This is a genomic window from Gordonia sp. KTR9 (genome assembly GCF_000143885.2).
Classification (GTDB): domain Bacteria; phylum Actinomycetota; class Actinomycetes; order Mycobacteriales; family Mycobacteriaceae; genus Gordonia.
This window is the reverse complement of sequence record NC_018581.1, coordinates 1830557-1851159: the sequence shown is the minus strand read 5'-3', so window position 1 is coordinate 1851159 and position 20603 is coordinate 1830557. Positions and strand designations below refer to the sequence as shown.

Here is a 20603-nt window from a genome sequence, read left to right as displayed (position 1 = left end):
GACATGCAAGGATGGTCTTCGAGACCACCGCCACGATCACTCGGCGCCGCCCAGGCGACCAGCGCCGTACAGAGGAGTCGATTGCCCATGACCGTCAGCACCCACCAGGCCCCGGACCGCAACCTCGCGATGGAGTTGGTCCGCGTGACCGAGTCGGCTGCACTCGCGGCCGGGCGCTGGGTCGGCCGGGGCGACAAGAACGGCGGTGACGGCGCAGCGGTCGACGCGATGCGCGAGCTGCTCTCGTCGGTGTCGATGCGCGGTGTCGTGGTCATCGGCGAAGGCGAGAAGGACGAGGCGCCGATGCTCTACAACGGCGAGGAGGTCGGCAACGGCGAGGGACCCGACTGCGATGTCGCCGTCGACCCCATCGACGGCACCACCCTGATGGCCGAGGGACGCCCCAACTCGATCTCGGTGATCGCGGTCAGCGAACGCGGCACCATGTACGACCCGTCGGCCGTGTTCTACATGGACAAGATCGCCGTCGGCCCCGACGCCAAGGGCGCCATCAACATCAACGAGTCCGTCGAGTGGAACATCAACTCGGTCGCCAAGGCGAAGGGCATCGACGTCGCCGATCTGACGGTCATCGTCCTCGACCGTCCCCGCCACGCCGATCTCATCGGTGAGATCCGGGCGGCCGGCGCCAAGATCCGCCTCATCTCCGACGGCGACGTCGCCGGTGCGGTCGCGGCCGCCGACGACTACTCCACCGTCGACATGCTCATGGGCGTCGGCGGCACCCCCGAGGGCATCATCACCGCGGTGGCGATGAAGTGCATGGGCGGCGAGATCCAGGGCAAGCTGTGGCCGCGCAACGACGAAGAGCGTCAGAAGGCCCTCGACGCCGGCCACGACCTGGACCGCGTGCTGACCAATGACATCCTCGTCAGCGGCGAGAACGCCTTCTTCTGCGCCACCGGCGTCACCAACGGCGACATGCTGCGCGGCGTCACCTACCGACCCAACGGAGCGACGACCCGGTCGCTGGTGATGCGCTCGAAGTCCGGCACCGTCCGTCGCATCGAGGCCGTTCACAAGCCGGCCAAGCTCCGCGGCTACTCCCGCATCGATCTCTGAGACCCGGTTCGGCCCCCACGCCGGTGACTTCACGAGTCAACCTGTGGCGTGGGGCCGTTCGGGCGGGCGATACGATGCGGTCCGTGAGTAAACCAGCCTCAGCCCCCGAGTTTCTCTACTCTGATCTGCTCCCCACCGGCGCCGACGAGACCCCGTACCGGTTGATCACCGCCGACGGTGTGTCCACCTTCACCGCCGGCGGCCGAACTTTCCTGCAGGTCGACCCGGAGGCCATCCGGCGGCTCACCGCCGAGGCCATGCACGACATCAGCCACTACCTGCGCCCGGCTCATCTCGCGCAGCTGCGCAAGATCATCGACGACCCGGAGGCCTCGGGTAACGACCGGTTCGTCGCGCTCGACCTGCTGAAGAACGTCAACATCTCCGCGGGGGGCGTGTTGCCGATGTGTCAGGACACCGGCACCGCGATCGTGATGGGCAAGAAGAGTGAAGGGGTGCTGACCGGCACTGACGACGCCGAGGCCATCTCTCGGGGTGTCTACGACGCCTACACCCAGCTCAACCTGCGCTACTCGCAGCTCGCCCCGCTGACGACCTACGAAGAGAAGAACACCGGCTCCAACCTGCCCGCCCAGGTGGAGATCTACGCCACCGAACAGGGGCCCAAGGGGCCGGAGTACAAGTTCCTGTTCATGGCCAAGGGCGGTGGCAGTGCCAACAAGTCGTTCCTGTTCCAGGAGACCAAGGCGATCCTGAACCCGAAGAGCATTCTGAAGTTCCTCGACGAGAAGATCCGCTCGCTCGGCACCGCGGCGTGCCCGCCGTACCACCTTGCCGTCGTGATCGGCGGCACCTCAGCCGAATTCGCGCTCAAGACCGCCAAATACGCGTCGGCGCACTACCTCGACAACCTGCCCACGCAGGGTTCGATGTCGGCGCACGGTTTCCGTGACCTCGAACTCGAGGACAAGGTGTTCAAGCTGACCCAGTCCTTCGGTATCGGTGCGCAGTTCGGCGGCAAGTACTTCTGCCACGACGTGCGTGTCGTGCGGCTGCCCCGCCACGGCGCGTCGTGCCCGGTCGCGATCGCGGTGTCGTGTTCGGCCGACCGTCAGGCACTCGGCAAGATCACCGCCGACGGCGTCTTCCTCGAACAGCTCGAGACCGATCCGGCCAAGTACATGCCCGCAGCCGGTGTGGCCGAGGACATCTCGGGCGGCGAGGTGGTCGAGGTCGACCTCAACCGTCCGATGCCGGAGATCCTCGCCCAGCTCTCGCAGTACCCGGTCAAGACCCGTCTGTCGCTGACCGGGCCACTCGTCGTCGCGCGAGACATCGCGCACGCCAAGATCAAGGAGCGCCTCGACGCCGGCGAACCGATGCCCGACTACCTCCGCGACCACCCCGTCTACTACGCGGGACCGGCGAAGACCCCCGAGGGCATGGCCTCCGGATCGTTCGGGCCGACGACGGCCGGCCGGATGGACAGCTACGTCGAGCAGTTCCAGGCGGCCGGCGGCTCGATGGTCATGCTGGCCAAGGGAAATCGGTCCAAGCAGGTCACCGATGCGTGCGGCTCGCACGGCGGTTTCTACCTCGGCTCGATCGGCGGACCCGCGGCGCGTCTGGCGCTCGACTGCATCAAGAGCCAGGAGATCATCGAGTACCCCGAGCTCGGCATGGAGGCCGTGTGGAAGATCGAGGTCGAGAATTTTCCCGCGTTCATCGTTGTTGACGACAAGGGCAACGACTTTTTCACCGACCCGAGCGGGGCCGTGAACGTCCCGCTGAGCGGCATAAGGATTCGATCGAAGGAGTAGGACACCGATGACCGGAGCACAGGGCAATGAGCAGCGGTACCGCACCGAGCACGACACCATGGGCGAGGTGCAGGTACCCGTCGACGCCCTGTGGCGGGCCCAGACGCAGCGCGCCGTCGAGAACTTCCCGATCAGCGGACGGCCGCTCGAGCGGACCCAGATCCGCGCGATGGGACTGCTGAAGGCGGCCTGCGCCACGGTCAATGCCGACCTCGGTCTCCTCGACCCGGAGAAAGCCGATGCCATCGTCGCCGCGGCCACCGAGATCGCCGACGGCCGCCACGACGACCAGTTCCCGATCGATGTGTTCCAGACCGGTTCGGGCACCAGCTCGAACATGAACACGAACGAGGTCATCGCGTCGATCGCCAAGTCACGCGGCGTGGACGTCCATCCCAACGATCACGTCAACATGTCGCAGTCGTCGAACGACACCTTCCCGACGGCGACGCACGTCGCCGCCACCGAAGCCGCGGTCACCGACCTGATCCCGGCGCTGGAGCATCTGCAGAAGGCGTTGAGCGACAAGGCAACCGAATGGCGTGAGGTCGTCAAGAGCGGCCGCACGCATCTGATGGACGCCGTGCCGGTCACGCTGGGCCAGGAGTTCGGCGGCTATGCACGCCAGGTCGAGGCGGGCATCGAGCGCATCACCGCCACCCTCCCCCGCGTCGGCGAACTGCCCATCGGCGGCACCGCCGTCGGCACGGGCCTCAACGCGCCGGACGGTTTCGGAACCAAGGTGGTCGCCGAACTCGTGCGGCTGACCGGCGTCGAGGCCCTGACGCTCGCGAAGGACAACTTCGAGGCGCAGGCGGCCCGCGACGGGCTCGTCGAACTCTCCGGCCAGCTCAAGACGGTCGCGGTGTCGCTGACCAAGATCGCGAACGACGTCCGCTGGATGGGCTCCGGTCCGCTCACCGGACTCGGCGAGATCCTCCTCCCCGACCTCCAGCCGGGCAGCTCCATCATGCCGGGCAAGGTCAATCCCGTTCTGCCCGAGGCGGTCACACAGGTGGCGGCGCAGGTCATCGGCAACGACGCCGCGGTCACGTGGGGCGGCGGCAACGGCGCCTTCGAACTCAACGTCTACATCCCGATGATGGCCCGCAACGTCCTCGAGTCCCTGAAACTGCTCGCCAACGTCTCGCGGCTGTTCGCCGATCGCTGCATCTCCGGCCTGCAGGCCAACACCGAGCGATTGCGCACCCTCGCGGAGAGTTCACCGTCGATCGTCACCCCGCTCAACAGCGCCATCGGTTACGAGGAGGCGGCCGCCGTGGCCAAGCAGGCCCTCAAGGAGGGCAAGACGATTCGCGAGACCGTCCTGGATCGCGGACTGGTCGGCGACACGCTGACCGAGGCCGAACTCGACGCCCGGCTCGACGTGTTGAAGATGGCCAATCTCGACCGGGAGCGCTGAGAACCGTGGCGGCGCAGCTGCTTCCCATCCCCACCGACTGGCAGACCGCACTCGTGCTCGTCGCCCACCCCGACGATCCCGAGTACGGGATGGCCGCCGCCGTCGCCCGATGGACCGGCGAGGGCAGACGCGTCGTCTACGCGCTGGCCTCGAGTGGTGAGCGGGGCATCGAAGGTCTCTCACCCGCCGAGTGCGGGCCCCTGCGGGAAGCGGAGCAGCGCGCGTCCGCCTCGATCGTCGGCGTCGACGAGGTCGAGTTCTGGGGCTTCCCCGACAGCGACATCCGCAACGTCCCCGAGTTGCGGGCCAAGATCGCCGAGACCGTCGAACGCTTCCGCCCGCAGGTGATCGTCTCGCTGTTCGGGGGTCCCGAGTGGGCGCCGGGAATGCCCAACCAGCGCGATCACATGGAGTTCGCCGCGGCCGTGCTCGACGCCTACGACGCCCTGGAGTCCCCACCGCCGTGGTTGTTCGAGAACGGTCCCGCGGCGACCCACGGCGTCGACGTCGAGGATCAGATCGACACGGCCGTCCACGCGCTGGCCGCGCACGACCGCTACCTCTCCGTCCTGGATCCCGACACCCCGGTCCTCGACCAGGCACGAGCGCAGATCGAGATGGCGACAGCCCCACGCACCGATGATCCCCACGGCCACGTGGCCGGCTTCGAACTGAAGAGAGGTCACACCGGCTGACGTTCCTTGGCCCTGCGCATCGGTGACCTTCGGCCTCTCCCGCCAGGCGAGCCGTCGGTGGATGGTGTGGGGGTCCACTTCTCCGCACGCCGCCGGAGGAATCCGCTCCGACAGGGGGACCGTCATCACTCTCACATCCGTTCTCGTCGCACTGCTCGCCGCATTCACCGTGTGCGCACTCATCGGATTGTCGGTCTGGCTTCTCGTCCTGTTCGGGGTGCTGACCGGACTGCACTCGGTGGCATGGCTGTCCGAGCGCACATCGGCCTGGCGGCTGCCGGCCGACGCCGACGCACCCTAGAGGGGCGCCGACCAGCGCAGTGCCAGACCACGGCCGTTCGGTGGCGTGGTCAGCGTGAACGAACCACCGAGCTTCTCGGCCCGGAGGGCGAGATTGCGGAGGCCGCTCGGCGTCACATCGGCCGGCAGCCCGATGCCGTCGTCGACGACCTCGACGACGAGTTCGTCGGCAATCGCGAGCGACACCGTCACGGTCGTGGCCCGGGCATGCTTGACGACGTTGCTCACCGCTTCCCGCGTGACCGCGACGACGTGCTCGGCCAGCGGCGGCGCCACCACCGACAGCGGGCCCGACGTCCGGACGTGTACCTGAATCGGCAGATCGTCGATCTGCTGGTCGATGGCCTCCTGCACGCGCTGCCGCAGCCGGGTGATCATCATGTCCTCGGCCTGCAGATCGAAGATGGTCGTCCGAACCTCCTGGACGATGTCCTGCAGATTGTTGATGGAGCGGGTGAGGCGCGAACGGACATCGGGTGAATGGGTGCGCTGCAGCGTCGCCTGCAGACTGAGTCCTTCGGCGAAGATCCGCTGGATCACGTGATCGTGGAGGTCACGGGCGATCCGCTCGCGATCTTCGAGGACACGCATCTGATGGGTCTGCAGCGTGGCAGTGGCCAGCTGCATGGCCAGAGCGGCCTGGTCGGCGAAGTCCGCGCTGAGCTCCAGGAGGTCCCGCGTGAAAGGCTCTCGCCCCTCGGCCCGCATGGCGATCAGCACGCCCCGGGTGGAGTCGACCGTGCGCAGCGGCGCGGCCATCACCGGCCCGAAGCGCGTCGACGAATCGCCGATGTCGTATTCCAGGTGCTCACGCAGAACGGGACGTCGCTGGACGAATGCGGTCCCCGACGTCGACCCGACGATGGGGATGCTCTGGCCGCGGAAGACGTGGCCCTCGGTGCCCTCGGCCACGGTGATCACGAGTTCGTCGATCGACTCGACGGGCTCCTCGGTGTCGTGGGGCTCGGCGATGAAGACGAGGTCGGCCTCGGCGAGGCTCAGCACCTTGCGAGCGATCTCTTCGAGAACGTCCTGGTGATCGGCGCCGGTCAGCAGCTCGGTCATCACATCGCGGTTGGCCTCGATCCAGGCCAGCTGGTTCTGCGCCTGCTCGTAGAGGCGGGCGTTGTCGATCGCGATCCCGGCCGCGGACGCCAGAGCCTGGATCACCACCTCGTCGTCCTCGGTGAAGACGCCGCCGTTCCTTTTCTCCGTCAGATAGAGATTGCCGAAGATCTCGTCACGGACCCGGATGGGTGTACCCAGGAAACTCGTCATCGGCGGGTGGTTCGGGGGGAACCCCACGGATTCGGGATGCTCGGAGAGGTCGGGAAGGCGCAGCAGTTCGGGTCGGTCGATGAGCAGTCCGAGGACGCCGCCGCCGGTCGGCAGCCTTCCGATGCGCACGCGGGTCTCGTCGTCGATGCCCTGCGACAGAAAGGCAGACAGGTGGTGCCCGCGCCCGAGGACGCCGAGTGCGCCGTACTCCGCGTCGACCAGCCGGATCGCCGACGCCACGATCGATTCGAGTGTGGTTTCCAGATCGAGTCCGGAACTGACGACGAGCATCGCCTGAAGGAGTCCATCGGTCTGATCACGCACGTCGGCGATCTGGCCGACCCGGTCGGCGACCTCGTCGAGCAGCTCGCGCAAACGCATCTGCGACAGCGCTTTCTGCAATTCGAGCGATCTCGGGTCGAGTTCCGAGAATTCGGAAGCCATCTCTCGGATCATAGTCAGGCACGAATTCCACCGCGCAACTTCGGTCCAACGTCGCGCTCCCACGCGCCATACGACGAGAATCTTCTCGATTAGTTAGGCGTGCGGACATTTACGAAATGCGATCGGAAAGTCTTACAATTCGATGCAGGTGTCCGATGCCGGAGGGAGACGGCATGATCAGGGTCTTCCTGGTCGACGACCATGAAATCGTCCGACGGGGTCTCGTCGAATTGCTCGAGTCCGACCCCGATCTCGAGGTGGTCGGCGAGGCCGCCACCGTCGCGCAGGCGCTGGCCCGGGTACCGGCGGTACGACCGGATGTCGCCGTGCTCGACGTCCGACTCCCCGACGGCAGCGGCATCGAGCTGTGCCGGGAGCTGTTGAGCAGTGTCGACGGCCTGCACTGCCTGATGCTGACCTCCCTGACCGATGACGAGGCGATGATGGACGCCATCCTGGCCGGCGCCAGCGGATACGTCATCAAGGACATCACCGGAATGGAACTCGCGCGAGCGATCGCCGAGGTCGGAGCAGGGCGGTCCCTGCTGGACAACCGCGCCGCCGCGGCGCTGATGGATCGACTGCGCGCCCGGAAGGATGCCGAAGAACCGCCCCACGACGGCCTCAGCGAGCAGGACCGCACGCTCCTCGCCCTGCTCGGGGAGGGTCTGACGAACCGACAGATCGCCGCGCGGATGCACCTCGCCGAGAAGACGGTCAAGAACTACGTCTCGCGACTGCTCGGCAAACTCGGGATGGAACGGCGGACCCAGGCGGCGGTGTACGCGGCGAAGTCCGCGAATCGCGAACGACGCCGCTGAACCACGCCGCGCATGGGTCCTTGGTCCTCGATGTGCGGGATCTTTGGCGCATGTGCGACACATCACCCCGGGTGTGTACTCAGTGAATGGGCCCCATGGGGTCACCGGTGTGCGACCTGCGGAGGGGGCAGCCGCGTTGACTGCGTCCACGATCGTCGGGATCGACGGTTCGGCCACCGCCCGGGCGGCGGCGTGCTGGGCCGCTCGCGATGCCCTGTTGCACCATTCGCCGGTCGAACTCATCTCCGCCGCCTGTCCGTCGGCCGGCCTCGTCGCCGAGAGCCCGCACTCGCTCGATCCGTTGCGAAGGCGGGCCGAGCGGGCCTTGTCCGAATCGAGCCGTGCGATCAGGGAGTCGAGCGGTGCGGCTGCGGAGTCGCCCGTCCGGATCGCGACGCGGGTGGAATGCGCACCTCCGATACCCACTCTGCTCGAGGCCTCGTCGGCGGCGAGAGTGCTGGTCGTCGGCAATCGGGGCCATCGCGCGGGCGACCGCGTGGCACTGGGGTCGGTCGCTCTCGCACTCGCCGAGCACTCCCGGTGCCCGTTGACCGTGATCCGCGACCCGGGTTCGACCCCGCCGGAGCGGACGTCGGCCGCGGTGGTGGTCGGGGTGGACGGGTCACCCGCGAGCCGCCTCGCGGCGACGTCCGCCTTCGAGCAGGCGGCGGTTCGCGGCGTCCCCGTCACGGTCGTCCATGCCTGGCGCGACTCCGACGGGTCCGATGTCGATCCGGCAGCGCCCTCCCCCGAGCACGGGCTCGCCTGGCGGGCCCTACGCGCCACCGTGGCGACGTGGCTCGACGACGAGCTCACCGGGCTGCGACACGACCATCCGGCGGTCCGGGTCCGATGTGCGATCGTGCGGGATCGCCCGGCGCGGGCATTGCTCGATCACGCGCAGGCCGCGCAACTGGTGGTGGTCGGTGCCCGCGGCCGCGGTGGCTTCGACCGCATGCTGGTGGGGTCGACGACGCTCGCCGTTCTTCAACGGGCCCGGTGCCCGGTTCTGATCGTTCCGCACGACCGGTGACACCGCTTCGGCGGGACCACCGCCGAACTGTGTGTCATTCGGCCCTTGAGATCTGCATCACATCTTCCGACACTGGAATGGTCGCTCGTCCGAGGAGAGGGGAGGCCCCTGGGACGAGCGACCCGACACCCGGTCAAGCGACAGAACGATCAACTGACCGAAAGATCTACACAAAAGGCTTCGCGATGACAGTTGTTTCCGCACCCGTGGAAACCGAACGGCCGCCCGTCGACCGTGACTGCGACAGCTGCGGACGGAGATTCACCGTCCGCGCTCCCCTGCGCCGGTCCGATCTGGACAACCTCGCCCGGGTCAACGGCTGGGACATCCGCTCCGGGGCCACGTGGTGCCCCGGGTGCCGATGCGCCCGGGCAATCCTCTCGAGTTCGTAGTCCCGGCTCGACGAGCAGTCAGCCCGCCTGACCGCCGAGTCCGAAGAGCGCGGGAACCACACCGACGAGCTGCGAGAGCAGGCCGGTCAGGACATCGGCACCCGGGACACCCGACGTAGCGGGTGGTGTCGTCCCCGGCGGCGTCGTGCCCGGAGCGGTCTGAGGGGTCGCTCCGGGCGCCTCGCCCGCGGGTGCCCCCTGGTTGACGCCGATGGTGATCTTGGGGTTCTTCGCCGGGTCGAGCCACACGAGGATCTGCTTCATCAGTTCACGGTCGATCGCGACGCAGCCCATGGTCGGCTCACCGTTGGTGACGTGCAAGAACATCGCCGAGGCCCGGCCCGGGGTCCGTTGCGGGTTGTGCGCGATGTTGACCGCGTAGTCGTAGACCGGGCCGGAGTTGTACAGGTTCTCGCTGTCGCCACCAGGGCTCTGCGGCTGCCGCACGTGGGTGTTGTAGGTGGGCGACTTCATGTTCGAGTCCCACCAGTCCTGCTGGTCGACCTTCAGGTAGGGCATCTTGGTCCCGGGGTTCGCGGCGCGACCGAAAGCCTGGTCGAGCGGGAAGGTGCCCTGCGGCGTCCGGTGGACGTTGTCCTTCGGCTCGCCCATACCCAACGATCCGAGGAACGCTTTCGTCGGGCCGATGACCGGTTTCCAGCTGCCGTCGGCGCCCCGGTCGAAAGCCGTCAGGGTGGCGGTGGTGTCGGATGCCCTCGGCACCGTCACGACGATCATCTGGCTCGTCGACCCGGCCGTCCCGGTGCCATCGGTCCCGTCGGCCGAGCCCGTCCCGCCTGCCAGCTGATCGAGAATTCCGTCGAGGTGAGGGATTCCCGAGCCCGGCGCCGCCCCCGCACCCGGCGGGGGTGTCTCCGGTGTAGTCGTCTCTGGGGCGGCGAGCGCCTGGCCTGCACCGCCGACAGTCGCGGCGAGTACCGCGATCACCAGTAGCCCCAGCAGTCTCAATTGCCTCATCAGTAACTTCTGCACCACATCAGTGTGACAGCGCGCAAGAGTGCGTGAGTCACGTCCTGGTCACGGTGCGGTTCGGATCGGGTGTCGGCCGGCCCCGGCGACACACCGGGATCCGGCGGTGTCGCCCCGGATTTCCCGATACGAAAACAGGTGATTGTCATATTTCGCGATGCAGGGCAATAGACGTTTCACGAAACCATTAAGCAAAAGACCCGAAAATTCCGCGATCTTTGTTTGCGCGTTTGTCAGCAAATCATTAGTGTCGCAAATGACAGTGCCGGATCAAGGCGCTCGTCGACCGGATAGCCATTCGATAAAAGGGAGAACAATGACATCCTTGGAGAACGTCGAACTGCTCACCGCCATCGTCGACCTCCTGAATTCGCTCCGCGACTTCACCCCGATCGAACCGCCGACCGCCTGATCCGACACCGAAGGCCGCGTCGACTCCCCCTCTCGGGTGAGCGACGCGGCCTTCGCGTATCCGGCGAAATCTGGTGCACCGCAGAATTACCGATACCTGGACGAGTGCCGACCTACTGGGGCGCGAACTCCTCGAGCATCTCGGTCACGAGGGCGGCGATCGGCGACCGTTCGCTACGGGTGAGCGTGATGTGCGCGAAGAGCGGGTGGCCCTTCAGCTTCTCGATGACCGCGGCGACACCGTCGTGCCGGCCCACCCGGAGGTTGTCGCGTTGGGCGACGTCGTGCGTCAGGACCACTCGCGATCCCGACCCCAATCGCGAGAGAACGGTCAGCAGCACGTTGCGTTCGAGGGACTGCGCCTCGTCGACGATGACGAATGAGTCGTGCAGGGACCGTCCGCGGATGTGCGTCAGAGGGAGCACCTCCAACATCCCGCGGCTCAAGACCTCGTCGATGACCTCCGGGGACGCGAGCCCTTCGAGGGTGTCGAAAACCGCCTGCGCCCACGGGCCCATCTTGTCCGACTCACTACCCGGCAGGTAGCCCAGCTGCTGCCCGCCGACCGCGTACAGCGGACGGAACACGACCACCTTGCGCTGGGTGCGCCTCTCCAGGACCGCTTCGAGTCCCGCGCAGAGCGCCAGCGCCGACTTTCCGGTCCCCGCCTTGCCGCCGAGCGACACGATCCCGACGCTGTCGTCGAGGAGCAGATCGAGAGCGACGCGCTGCTCTGCCGACCGTCCGTGGAGCCCGAACGCCTCCCGGTCACCGCGAACCAACTGCACCCGCTTGTCCGAGTTCACGCGACCGAGCGCACTCGACGTGGCGCTGAGCAACCGGATTCCCGTGTGACACGGGAGCTCCCGGGCATCGTCGATGTCGACGACACCCTCGGCGAACAGCGTGTTGATCGCAGCGGTCTCGACATCCAGCTCGGTCATCCCCGTCCACCCCGAGACGACGACGTCCTGGGCGTGGTATTCGTCGGCGGCCAGCCCCACCGCGCCGGCCTTCACACGCAACGGCGTGTCCTTGGACACCAGCGTCACGTCCTTGCCCTCGGCACGCAGGTTGAGGGCGCAGGCGAGGATGCGGGAGTCATTGGAGTCGGTGCGGAAACCGGCGGGCAGTACCGCGGGGTCGGTGTGGTTGAGCTCCACCTGGAGGGTGCCGCCGTCGTCGCCGATCTCGAGCGGCAGGTCGAGTCGTCCGTGTTCGAGCCGCATGTCGTCGAGCATGCGCAACGCCTCACGCGCGAACCAACCGAGTTCGTGGTGGTGACGTTTGCCCTCGAGTTCGCTGATGACCACCAGTGGCAACACCACGTGGTGTTCGGCGAAGCGCATGACCGCCCAGGGGTCGGACAGCAGCACGGAGGTATCGAGGACGTAGGTGCGTGTGGTCACGTGGGGCTCCTACGTTCGTGCGGCACCCGCACAAACCGGTGTTGGTCGACCGGCGGTCCAGTTGTCCGATGTCCCGGCGTCAGCCGAGGTGGACGAGGACCGGGGCCGGCCCCCTCGCGTTGCTCGCACAAACCACGATGTGAACCTCCCGAACGAACCGCTTCCCCGCGGTCCGTCACTGGCCAACGTACGCGCGAAAATCCGTGGCGGCGCGCCGGGATCAGGTGTGTCGGCGTGAATTGTGGGTAAACCGCCGTATCGTCTGGAGTGGAGACGCAACACGGCGCCACCAGGACTTTCGTCGTCCTGGTGGCGCCGTGTTCACGGTCGCGACGCCCTCGCGGTGGGCGGGTCAGCGTCCGGCGCGCGCGAGGATCCGGGTGCGCGCGGCCTGAGCCTCGTCACCGAGACCCGAGACGGTGTCGAGCCTGACCGCGTCGGCCAGGGTCGCTGCGATGGCCGCTTTCACCTCGCCGTTCTCGTAGTCGGCGATGAGTGCGCGCTCGGCGTCGAAGTCGGCGATGTCGTGGCCGATCGGCTCGTCGAGCGCCAGCGCGCTGTCGATCGCGAGGACGGTGGCGTCCTGGTCGGCGACGATCCCGGCGTTGAGGAACGCCCCGAAGGTGGTGGCCTGTCCCTGGTCGTCGGCCGCGATCCTCGTGAGGATCTCGACGAGCGCGTCGTCACCGGCGACCGCCGACAGCCGCTTGACGAAATGCACACACTGGTTCTCGTGCACGGCCATCAACGCGAGCACGTCGAGCGGACCGAGCGGGTCGATCTGCTCCGGGACCTGGCGGTAGCCCTGGGTCACATGGATGCGGCGACGCTCCTCGGCGTCCACCGGATCGATCGCGCGCCGGACGACGAGGTAGTCACGCAGCACGATGGCATGGCGGTTGTCCTCGGCGGTCCACACGCCCACGAGCTGCCGCCAGTCGGAGAAGGCCGGGAAGTGTTTGGCCAGCACCCGGTGATACGACGGCAGGTTGTCCTTGGTCAGCAGGAGGGCGAGCAGCCCCGCACGTGCCTCGTCGGACAGGAAGGCCTCGGACGGGTCGAAGTCCTTGCCGCCGAGGAACCCGAAGTTGCGTCCGTCGTCCCACGGCACCCAGTCGTGCGGATTCCACGGACTCGCGGCTGACTGGTGGTCTTCGGCGATCTCGGGAAGAGCCTTCTCGAGCGCGATGATCAGGTCGTCTTCAGTGAGGGCGTTCATCGGTGAAAGGATACGGACGCCGGACCCGGCCGGGCAATCCAGGTCAGATCCGGCTCATGAGGCCCCACTCCTCGAGACCCTCGTAGAGCGGGAAGTCGAGAGCGAGCTTGGACACACGCCCGCGCAGCGCCGAGACATCGGCGGCGTCGCCGGCGGCGAGCGCACCGGCGATGATGTCGGCGACCTCGGCGAACTGTTCGTCGCCGAAGCCGCGGGTGGCCAGCGCCGGGGTGCCGATGCGCAGACCCGACGTGACCATCGGCGGGCGGGGGTCGAACGGCACGGCGTTGCGGTTGACGGTGATGCCGACCTGGTGGAGCAGGTCCTCGGCCTGCTGACCGTCGAGGGCGCTGTTCCGCAGGTCGACGAGCACCAGGTGGACGTCGGTGCCGCCGGTCAGGACCGAGACGCCGGCCTCGGCGACGTCGGATCCGGTGAGACGCTCCGCGAGGATCCTCGCCCCGGACAGGGTGCGGCGCTGGCGCTCGGCGAACTCCTCGGTGCCGGCGATCTTGAGGGCCACGGCCTTGCCGGCGATCGCATGCATCAGCGGCCCGCCCTGCTGACCGGGGAACACCGCCGAGTTCAGCTTCTTCGCCCACTCCTGCTTGGCGAGGATGATCCCTGAGCGCGGTCCGCCGAGCGTCTTGTGCACGGTCGAGGACACGACGTCGGCATGCGGCACCGGCGACGGATGCAGTCCCGCGGCGACGAGACCAGCGAAGTGCGCCATGTCGACCCAGAGGTGGGCGCCGACCTCGTCGGCGATGGCGCGGAAGGCCTCGAAATCGAGGGTGCGGGGGTAGGCCGACCAGCCGGCCACGATGACCTTCGGCTTCACGTCGAGGGCGATCTTGCGCACCTCGTCCATGTCGATGCGGAAGTCTTCCTTGCTCACACCGTAGAAGGCGTTCTCGTAGAGCTTGCCGGAGAAGTTCAGGCGCATGCCGTGGGTGAGGTGACCGCCGTGGGCGAGGTCGAGACCGAGCATGGTCTCCCCCGGCTCCATCAGGGCCTGCAGGACGGCGGCGTTGGCCTGGGCACCCGAGTGCGGTTGCACGTTCGCGAAGTCCGCACCGAACAGTTCCTTCGCCCGGTTGCGGGCGATGTCCTCGACGACGTCGACGTACTCGCAGCCGCCGTAGTAGCGGCGTCCCGGATATCCCTCGGCGTACTTGTTGGTGAGCACGCTGCCCTGGGCCTGCAGGACCGCGCGCGGCACGAAGTTCTCCGAGGCGATCATCTCGAGGGTGTCTCGCTGGCGGCTGAGTTCACCGTTCATGGCGGCGGCGACGTCGGGGTCGACCTCGGCCAGGGACATCGAGTTCACGGATGACGGGTTCGCGGTCATGCCCCGATTCTAGGCACCGAGTTCGCGACGCAGGCTCGCCGGGATGAGTGGCTCGTCGAGCAGGCGTCCGAAGGCGGCCGCGCGGTCGGCGGCCGAGTCCAGCCACTGCTCGAGCAACCGGTAGCCCTCGACGTAGGTGCTGATGTACGCGCGCCACAGCGGTGAGGTGAGGAATCGCAGCATCTGCCGGGCCCGTTCCTCGGGGGCGAGGAGCCAGCGCCGGAGGTGTTCGGCGACGGCGTCGGCGTCGGCGTGGCGGTCGTGCAGCATGAGCGCGGCGTCCTGGCGGACGGGCAGGAGTCCGGCGGTGGCACGACCCACGCTCATCGCGCGCTCGGCGTCGAAGCGGAGCCCGAGGTCGGCGTAGATCTCCTGGGCCCACGACTGCCAGTCGGGACCGACGATCGCGGCGAGGGCGTGGTCGGCGAGGCCCTCGGCCATCAGGCACTGCGGGGTGTTGACCAGGAAGATCGACTGCTCGGACTGCCCGGCGCCGACGAGCAGCTGTTCCTTGCGGCAGTGTTCGGTGTGATGTCCGGGGTAGGCCTCGTGTGCGATGAGGGCCGGCAGGGAGGACATGTACTGCGTGAGGTCGGCGTTGATGGCCACGCGTGAGCGGTAGTTCCCGAGGTAGTAGTTGAATCCCGACCACGGCTTGTCGGTCACGACCTCGAATTCGACGATCTCGTTGTCCGGCAACGGATATGCCGATCGAACTCGTTCGCGGAGCGCACCGCTGAACGTGCGGACGCATTCGTCGACCCGCTCCGGCGGGACCTCGTCGATGCGCCGGTGCGCGGCGTAGGCGTTACGGAGTTCGTCACCCGTCGCGCCCGGGACACCGAGCGCCTGCGCCAGGTCGGCGTGCGCTTGCCGATATCGGTCCGGGTCGGCCATCTCGATGTCGACGTCGAAGTAGGCGCGGACCTCGTCGACGAATCCGACTTCGTCGCCGGCGAACTTGCGGGCCGAGCATTCCAGGGCGCGCAGATGGGCGCCGACGAACTCGGCGCGCGCCGCGTCGAGTGTGCCGGGCAGGTCGGCGAGCAGGCCGCGCGCACGTTCGGCGAGCCGGACGGGATCGGGTGCAGGGCCGTTCTCGACCTCTGCTTTCAGTGCCGGATCGCCGGTGTAGGCGTCGACGAAGCCCCGTTCGAGGCGGTCGAAGCCGAGCCCGAGTCGGAGGTACTCGGTCACCAGCGGGTCGGGGGTGGTGGCGGCGTCGGCGACGGGCGAGGACGGCATATCGGCAGGCTACCGATCGACGCCGTTCCACGCCGCCCTAAGCTGTACGCATGATCACTCCGGGAGCGGCGGATCCGACATCGGCGGAGCTGCCCTGATGGCCCGCAACGCCACCGATCGGGATCCGAGTCTCTACCTGGAACTCGACCGGAGGCAGTGGCGTGAACTCCGCGAGTCCATGCCCCTGGTCCTCAACGAGGACGAACTGGCCGAACTCGTCGGCCTCGGTGAGCAGATCGACCTGGACGAGGTCGCCGACGTCTATCTGCCGCTGTCGCGTCTGATCCACCTGCAAGTCGCTGCGCGGCAACGGTTGTTCGCCGCGACCTCCACCTTCCTCGGCGAGCGGCAGACCAACCGTCAGGTGCCCTTCGTCATCGGGATCGCCGGCAGCGTCGCGGTCGGGAAGTCGACGACGGCACGTGTGCTCGCCGCCCTCCTCGCCCGATGGGAGTCACACCCCAAGGTCGACCTTATCACCACCGACGGTTTCCTGCTCCGCACCGCCGAGATGCAGCGCCGGGGCATTCTGCACCGCAAGGGGTTTCCCGAGTCGTATGATCGCCGGGCGCTGCTCCGCTTCGTCACCGAGGTGAAGTCGGGTGCGCGCGAGGTCGCCGCGCCGGTGTACTCGCACCTCGCCTACGACATCGTGCCCGACGTCTATCACTATGTGCGCCAGCCCGACATCCTCATCCTCGAGGGCCTCAACGTGCTCCAGACCGGAGAGACGCTGATGGTGTCGGACCTGTTCGACTTCTCGATCTACGTCGACGCCAAGATCGACGACATCGAGTCCTGGTACATCTCCCGCTTCCTGCAGATGCGGACGACCTCGTTCGCCAACCCCGACTCGCATTTCCACGCGTACGCGTCGCTGACCGACAAGCAGGCGACGGCCGCGGCACGGGATCTGTGGACCTCGATCAACCGCCCGAACCTGATCGAGAACATCCTGCCCACCCGGCCCCGGGCGTCACTCGTGCTCCGCAAGGATCACGACCACTCGATCAACCGGGTGCGTCTGCGGAAGCTCTGATTGACGACGCGGCTCGGCGCTCGTCGAGTCCGGCCGGGTAGGCCCCGGCGAGTGCGATGCGATTCCAGGCGTTGATCATCACGATCGAGGCCACCAGCTGACCGGTCTCGGCGGCGTCGAAATGTGCACGCACCGAGTCGAACACGTCGTCGGGAACGCCGTGCTCGCCGATCCGCGTGACACTCTCGGTGAGTGCGAGTGCGGCCCGCTCGGCGGGGGTGAACGCCGGACCGGCCTCGCGCCACGCGGCGATGAGCATCAGTTTGTGCGTGTCGATGTCCTTGGCGAGGGCATCGGAGGTGTGCATGTGCAGACAGTATGCGCACCCGTTCAGTTGCGACGCCCGGATCACGATGAGTTCGGCGAGTTCCGGGTCGACGCCGGCCGACGCTGCCCGCTGCAGTGCGACGAGAGCCTTGTAGACGGACGGGTTGTCCTGCGGTATCCACATTCTCGTCGCCGGTCGGGTGCCGGAGCTCATCGCCGGCCTCCGTCCCGGGCGCGCTCACGACCGGCCAGCCACCCGTCGAGCGTCGTCGTGGTGACCACGTCCGGATGAGCGGGCACGAGCCCGCCGCCCCGGATCGCCGGCCCGCCGAACCGGACGCCCAGCACCCAGCGCGGCGAGCCGGTCTGCGCGGCAACCGCTTTCGCGACATCGACGAGGTCCATCTCCACCGGCCCGCCGATCTCGACCTTCCGCTTGCCCGATGGTCCCGCGGTCACCTCGTCGACAACGGCCACGGCCACGTCGGCAACGGCCGCCGGGGCGCAGCGCAGCCTGGGCACCGCGGCGACCGGACCGAATCTCATCCTCGACATCATCTGCTCGGCGAGTTCGAACCACTGCACCGAGGCGAGGACGGTGAGCGCGGCGGGGTCCACGACCTTCGCGTAGGCCGCTTCCTGGGCCGCCTTTCCCTGGTAATAACCGAATTTGGCATTCACCGCGGGGACGTCGGCATTGACGATCGACACCACGACCACGTGTTTGACGCCCGCGGTCGTCGCGGCGCGCCCGATATGGGTCGCCGTGGTCTCGAAGAAGTCGATCGCCTCCGCGGCCTTCAACGTCAGGAGACTGAGGCAGTCGACGACGGCGTCGGCACCGTCGAACGCCGCCGCAAGGCCGGTTCCGGTGTAGGCGTCGACGCCGCTCGCGCGATTTGCGCGCACCACCTCCTGCCCACGCTCGACGAGAAGGTCGGCGACCCGACTCCCCAGTACACCGCTGGCGCCCACGACCACGATCTTCATCTCGTTCCTCCTCAAGGACGGACATCTCGTTGTTCCGGGTTTAGGCTAGGCCGCAATTAGCTCAAGAAAGTGGTCCAATCCGATGGCAGAAAAACGGGTCAATTCGACGGTGGCCGATCCGTGGGCCGAAGTCGCCGAACGGCTCGGAGCGGACCTCTTCCTGGATCTGCAGCCCGATCCCGGCGCGGGTGCCCGAGGGCGGGGTGCCACACGGCGCCGGGCCCTCACCGAGGCGCTGCGCTCGGCGATCCTCGACAGTCGTCTGCCGGCGGGCACCGCACTGCCGCCCTACCGGTCCCTCGCCGCCGACCTCGGCCTGGCGCGCGGCACCGTGTCGGCGGTGTACTCCGAGCTCATCGCGGAGGGATGGCTGACCGCTCGACAGGGATCGGCCACCAGGGTCGCCGAGGGTGCCGCGCGCCCACCGGAGGCCCCCGATCCCGGCGCCTCCACCGCGCTGCCCGCACTGCGCCACGACTTCTCACTGGGGCGCCCGTGTGCCGGGATGTTCCCGCGCAACGACTGGATTCGCGCCACCCGCCGCGCCCTCACCGAAACCCCGGACGTGGTCTTCGGACCGGCCCATCCCCGCGGACGCATCGAGCTGCGGAGCACGCTCACGAGCTACCTCGCCCGCACGCGGGGGGTCCGCACCACCCCGGACCAGATCATCCTCGGCACCTCGGTCCTGTCGGCGCTGGAGTTGTTGGCGCGGACGGTGATCGGCGAAGTCATCGCCGTCGAGAGTCACGGCCTGCCCTTCCATCGGCACGCCCTCGAACGCGGTGGTGCACGGGTCGTGCCGGTGCGCATCGATTCCGACGGCATGGTGATCGACGAGCTCGAGCGCACCGGGGCCTCCGCGGTGCTGCTGACCCCCAGCCACCAGTTCCCCACCGGCGTCGCCCTCTCGCCGGCCCGGCGGATGCAGGTGGTCGACTGGGCGCGGCGGTCGGGCGCCGTCATCGTCGAGGACGACTACGACGGTGAGTTCCGCTACGACCGCGAACCCGTCGGCGCGCTGCAGGCGCTCGGACCCGACGTCGTCGTCCACACCGGTTCGCTGAGCAAGAGCCTGTCACCGGCCGTCCGCGCCGGCTGGCTCGCCACCCCGGCGCACCTGGTCGAATCCGTGTTGCGCGGCAAGGGATTCCGCGAATCCGACGCGAGTATCGTCGACCAGCTGACGCTGGCCGAGCTGATCGGCTCCGGCGCCTATGACCGGCACATCCGCCGCAGCCGACAGGCCTACCGCACCCGGCGCGACGCCCTGGTGGAAGCCCTGGCCGGGATCGGCCTGGAGGTGCCCGGCGTCGCCGCGGGCCTGCACGCGCTGATCCCCGTCGCGCATGCCGACGAGGGGGCTATCGTGCACCGGGCGTACGAACGCGGGATCGCGGTGACCGGGCAGTCCCTGTTCCGCCATCCCGACGCCGATCCGCTGCCCTCCGGCGGATTGGCGGTCGGCTTCGGGACCCCCGCGGCGTCGACCTTCGGCACCGATCTCACCGCACTGACCGGCCTGCTCGCCGACTCCGTCGCACGCTGACCGCCGGGCCGGGACCGACACCGCCAGGAGCTACTTGCCGAACCGCCGACTCCGCGCCGAGTAGTCGCGCAGGGCGCGCAGGAAGTCCACCCGGCGGAACTCCGGCCAGTAGGCGTCGGTGAACCAGATCTCCGAATAGGCGCTCTGCCACAACAGGAATCCAGACAGCCGCTGCTCCCCGGACGTCCGGATCACGAGGTCGGGGTCGGGCTGGCCCTTGGTGTAGAGGTTGGCGTCGATCGCCTCCACGGTCACCGCATCCACCATCTCGGCCGCGCTCGCCCCCGCCGTCACCTTCTCCTCGAGCAACGCTTGCACCGCGTCCACGATCTCCTGCCGCCCGCCGTACCCGACGGCGACGTTCACGTTCATCCCCCGCCGTTCGGCGGTGCGCTCGGCGGCCGCCCGCAGCCGTCCGGCGACCGCATCGGGCAGCGAGTCCAGGGTGCCGACGATGCGGATCCGCCACTCGCCCTCGGGCGCGGAGATCTCGTCGACGATGTCCGGCACGATCTCGAGGAGCGCGTCCAGCTCGTCCGAGGATCGGTTGAGGTTCTCGGTCGACAGCAGATAGATGGTCACGGCTTCGATGCCCAGGCCGGCACACCAGCCGAGCATGTCCGCGATTCGCTGCGCGCCCACCCGGTGTCCGTGGCTGACGTCCTCGAACCCGGCCTCGCGCGCCCATCTCCGGTTGCCGTCGCAGATGATCGCGACGTGCCGCGGCAGGCGCTCGGTGTCGAGGAGCTGGATGAGCCGGCGTTCGTAGACGGAGAGTACGGGTCGTCGAAGCCGGTCCGGCAGCAGCTTCATCGTCGCGTCGTTCCGGCGTCGTGTCGGCCTCGTGTCACGCAGGACACCTTACGCGCCGAGACGCACCCCG

The 20603-nt window shown here is 68.1% G+C and carries 18 protein-coding genes; 9 read left to right on the top strand and 9 right to left on the bottom strand.

Annotation, left to right across the window (positions count from 1 at the left end; translation table 11 throughout):
• Positions 1-87: 87 nt before the first annotated feature.
• From glpX to KTR9_RS09195, 5 genes are all read left to right on the top strand, one after another.
• Complete coding sequence (gene glpX / locus KTR9_RS09215; RefSeq protein WP_010841836.1) at positions 88-1083, top strand: class II fructose-bisphosphatase; 996 nt, start codon at positions 88-90, stop codon at positions 1081-1083.
• An 83-nt stretch (positions 1084-1166) separates the two neighbouring features.
• Entirely contained in the window at positions 1167-2864 is a 1698-nt protein-coding gene (locus tag KTR9_RS09210) for a fumarate hydratase (protein ID WP_044507815.1), read from the top strand.
• Positions 2865-2871: 7 nt separating this feature from the next.
• A complete protein-coding gene (locus tag KTR9_RS09205) occupies positions 2872-4287 on the top strand; it encodes a class II fumarate hydratase (RefSeq protein ID WP_010841834.1) in 1416 nt (471 codons plus the stop codon).
• A 5-nt stretch (positions 4288-4292) separates the two neighbouring features.
• Entirely contained in the window at positions 4293-4982 is a 690-nt protein-coding gene (locus KTR9_RS09200) for a PIG-L deacetylase family protein (protein ID WP_014926169.1), read from the top strand.
• A 22-nt stretch (positions 4983-5004) separates the two neighbouring features.
• Complete coding sequence (locus KTR9_RS09195) at positions 5005-5283, top strand: hypothetical protein (RefSeq protein WP_010841832.1); 279 nt, start codon at positions 5005-5007, stop codon at positions 5281-5283.
• On the opposite strand, the gene KTR9_RS09190 is transcribed toward KTR9_RS09195, so the two are convergent.
• A complete protein-coding gene (locus KTR9_RS09190) occupies positions 5280-7004 on the bottom strand; it encodes a sensor histidine kinase (protein WP_014926168.1) in 1725 nt (574 codons plus the stop codon). The two genes, KTR9_RS09195 and KTR9_RS09190, sit on opposite strands and share 4 nt — an antisense overlap.
• 173 nt (positions 7005-7177) lie before the next feature.
• On the opposite strand from KTR9_RS09190, the gene KTR9_RS09185 reads away from it, so the two are divergent.
• Together KTR9_RS09185 and KTR9_RS09180 are read left to right on the top strand one after the other, a co-directional pair.
• A complete protein-coding gene (locus tag KTR9_RS09185; protein WP_014926167.1) occupies positions 7178-7825 on the top strand; it encodes a response regulator in 648 nt (215 codons plus the stop codon).
• Between the two features lie 136 nt (positions 7826-7961).
• Entirely contained in the window at positions 7962-8858 is an 897-nt protein-coding gene (locus KTR9_RS09180) for a universal stress protein (protein ID WP_014926166.1), read from the top strand.
• A 410-nt stretch (positions 8859-9268) separates the two neighbouring features.
• Here the strand turns inward: KTR9_RS09180 and KTR9_RS09175 are convergent, their stop codons facing one another.
• The 5 genes from KTR9_RS09175 to KTR9_RS09155 all read right to left on the bottom strand — a co-directional run bounded on the left by KTR9_RS09175 (position 9269) and on the right by KTR9_RS09155 (position 15875).
• Complete coding sequence (locus KTR9_RS09175) at positions 9269-10228, bottom strand: L,D-transpeptidase family protein (protein ID WP_014926165.1); 960 nt, start codon at positions 10226-10228, stop codon at positions 9269-9271.
• A gap of 536 nt (positions 10229-10764) precedes the next feature.
• A complete protein-coding gene (locus KTR9_RS09170; protein WP_010841827.1) occupies positions 10765-12060 on the bottom strand; it encodes a PhoH family protein in 1296 nt (431 codons plus the stop codon).
• Between the two features lie 352 nt (positions 12061-12412).
• Complete coding sequence (locus KTR9_RS09165) at positions 12413-13279, bottom strand: acyl-ACP desaturase (protein WP_014926164.1); 867 nt, start codon at positions 13277-13279, stop codon at positions 12413-12415.
• 43 nt (positions 13280-13322) lie between these two features.
• Positions 13323-14630, bottom strand: coding sequence for a serine hydroxymethyltransferase (gene glyA / locus KTR9_RS09160; protein ID WP_014926163.1), 1308 nt, complete (start codon positions 14628-14630; stop codon positions 13323-13325).
• Between the two features lie 9 nt (positions 14631-14639).
• On the bottom strand, positions 14640-15875 hold the full coding sequence (locus KTR9_RS09155; RefSeq protein ID WP_014926162.1) for a hypothetical protein: 1236 nt from the start codon (positions 15873-15875) through the stop codon (positions 14640-14642).
• Positions 15876-15972: 97 nt separating this feature from the next.
• Between KTR9_RS09155 and coaA the strand changes: the two genes are divergently transcribed.
• On the top strand, positions 15973-16914 hold the full coding sequence (gene coaA, locus KTR9_RS09150; protein WP_014926161.1) for a type I pantothenate kinase: 942 nt from the start codon (positions 15973-15975) through the stop codon (positions 16912-16914).
• Here coaA and KTR9_RS09145 read toward each other — a convergent pair.
• Complete coding sequence (locus tag KTR9_RS09145) at positions 16886-17395, bottom strand: carboxymuconolactone decarboxylase family protein (protein WP_044506342.1); 510 nt, start codon at positions 17393-17395, stop codon at positions 16886-16888. The genes coaA and KTR9_RS09145 overlap by 29 nt on opposite strands.
• Positions 17392-18171: an SDR family oxidoreductase gene (locus tag KTR9_RS09140; RefSeq protein WP_014926159.1), complete on the bottom strand. Its 780-nt coding sequence runs from the start codon at positions 18169-18171 to the stop codon at positions 17392-17394. Before KTR9_RS09140 ends, KTR9_RS09145 begins: the two co-directional genes overlap by 4 nt.
• Before the next feature lie 82 nt (positions 18172-18253).
• On the opposite strand from KTR9_RS09140, the gene pdxR reads away from it, so the two are divergent.
• The gene (gene pdxR / locus KTR9_RS09135; protein WP_014926158.1) at positions 18254-19720 is read left to right on the top strand and encodes a MocR-like pyridoxine biosynthesis transcription factor PdxR; all 1467 of its coding nucleotides are present in this window, start codon (positions 18254-18256) and stop codon (positions 19718-19720) included.
• 30 nt (positions 19721-19750) lie between these two features.
• Here the strand turns inward: pdxR and KTR9_RS09130 are convergent, their stop codons facing one another.
• Positions 19751-20533, bottom strand: coding sequence for an isoprenyl transferase (locus KTR9_RS09130; RefSeq protein ID WP_014926157.1), 783 nt, complete (start codon positions 20531-20533; stop codon positions 19751-19753).
• Between the last annotated feature and the right edge of the window lie 70 nt (positions 20534-20603).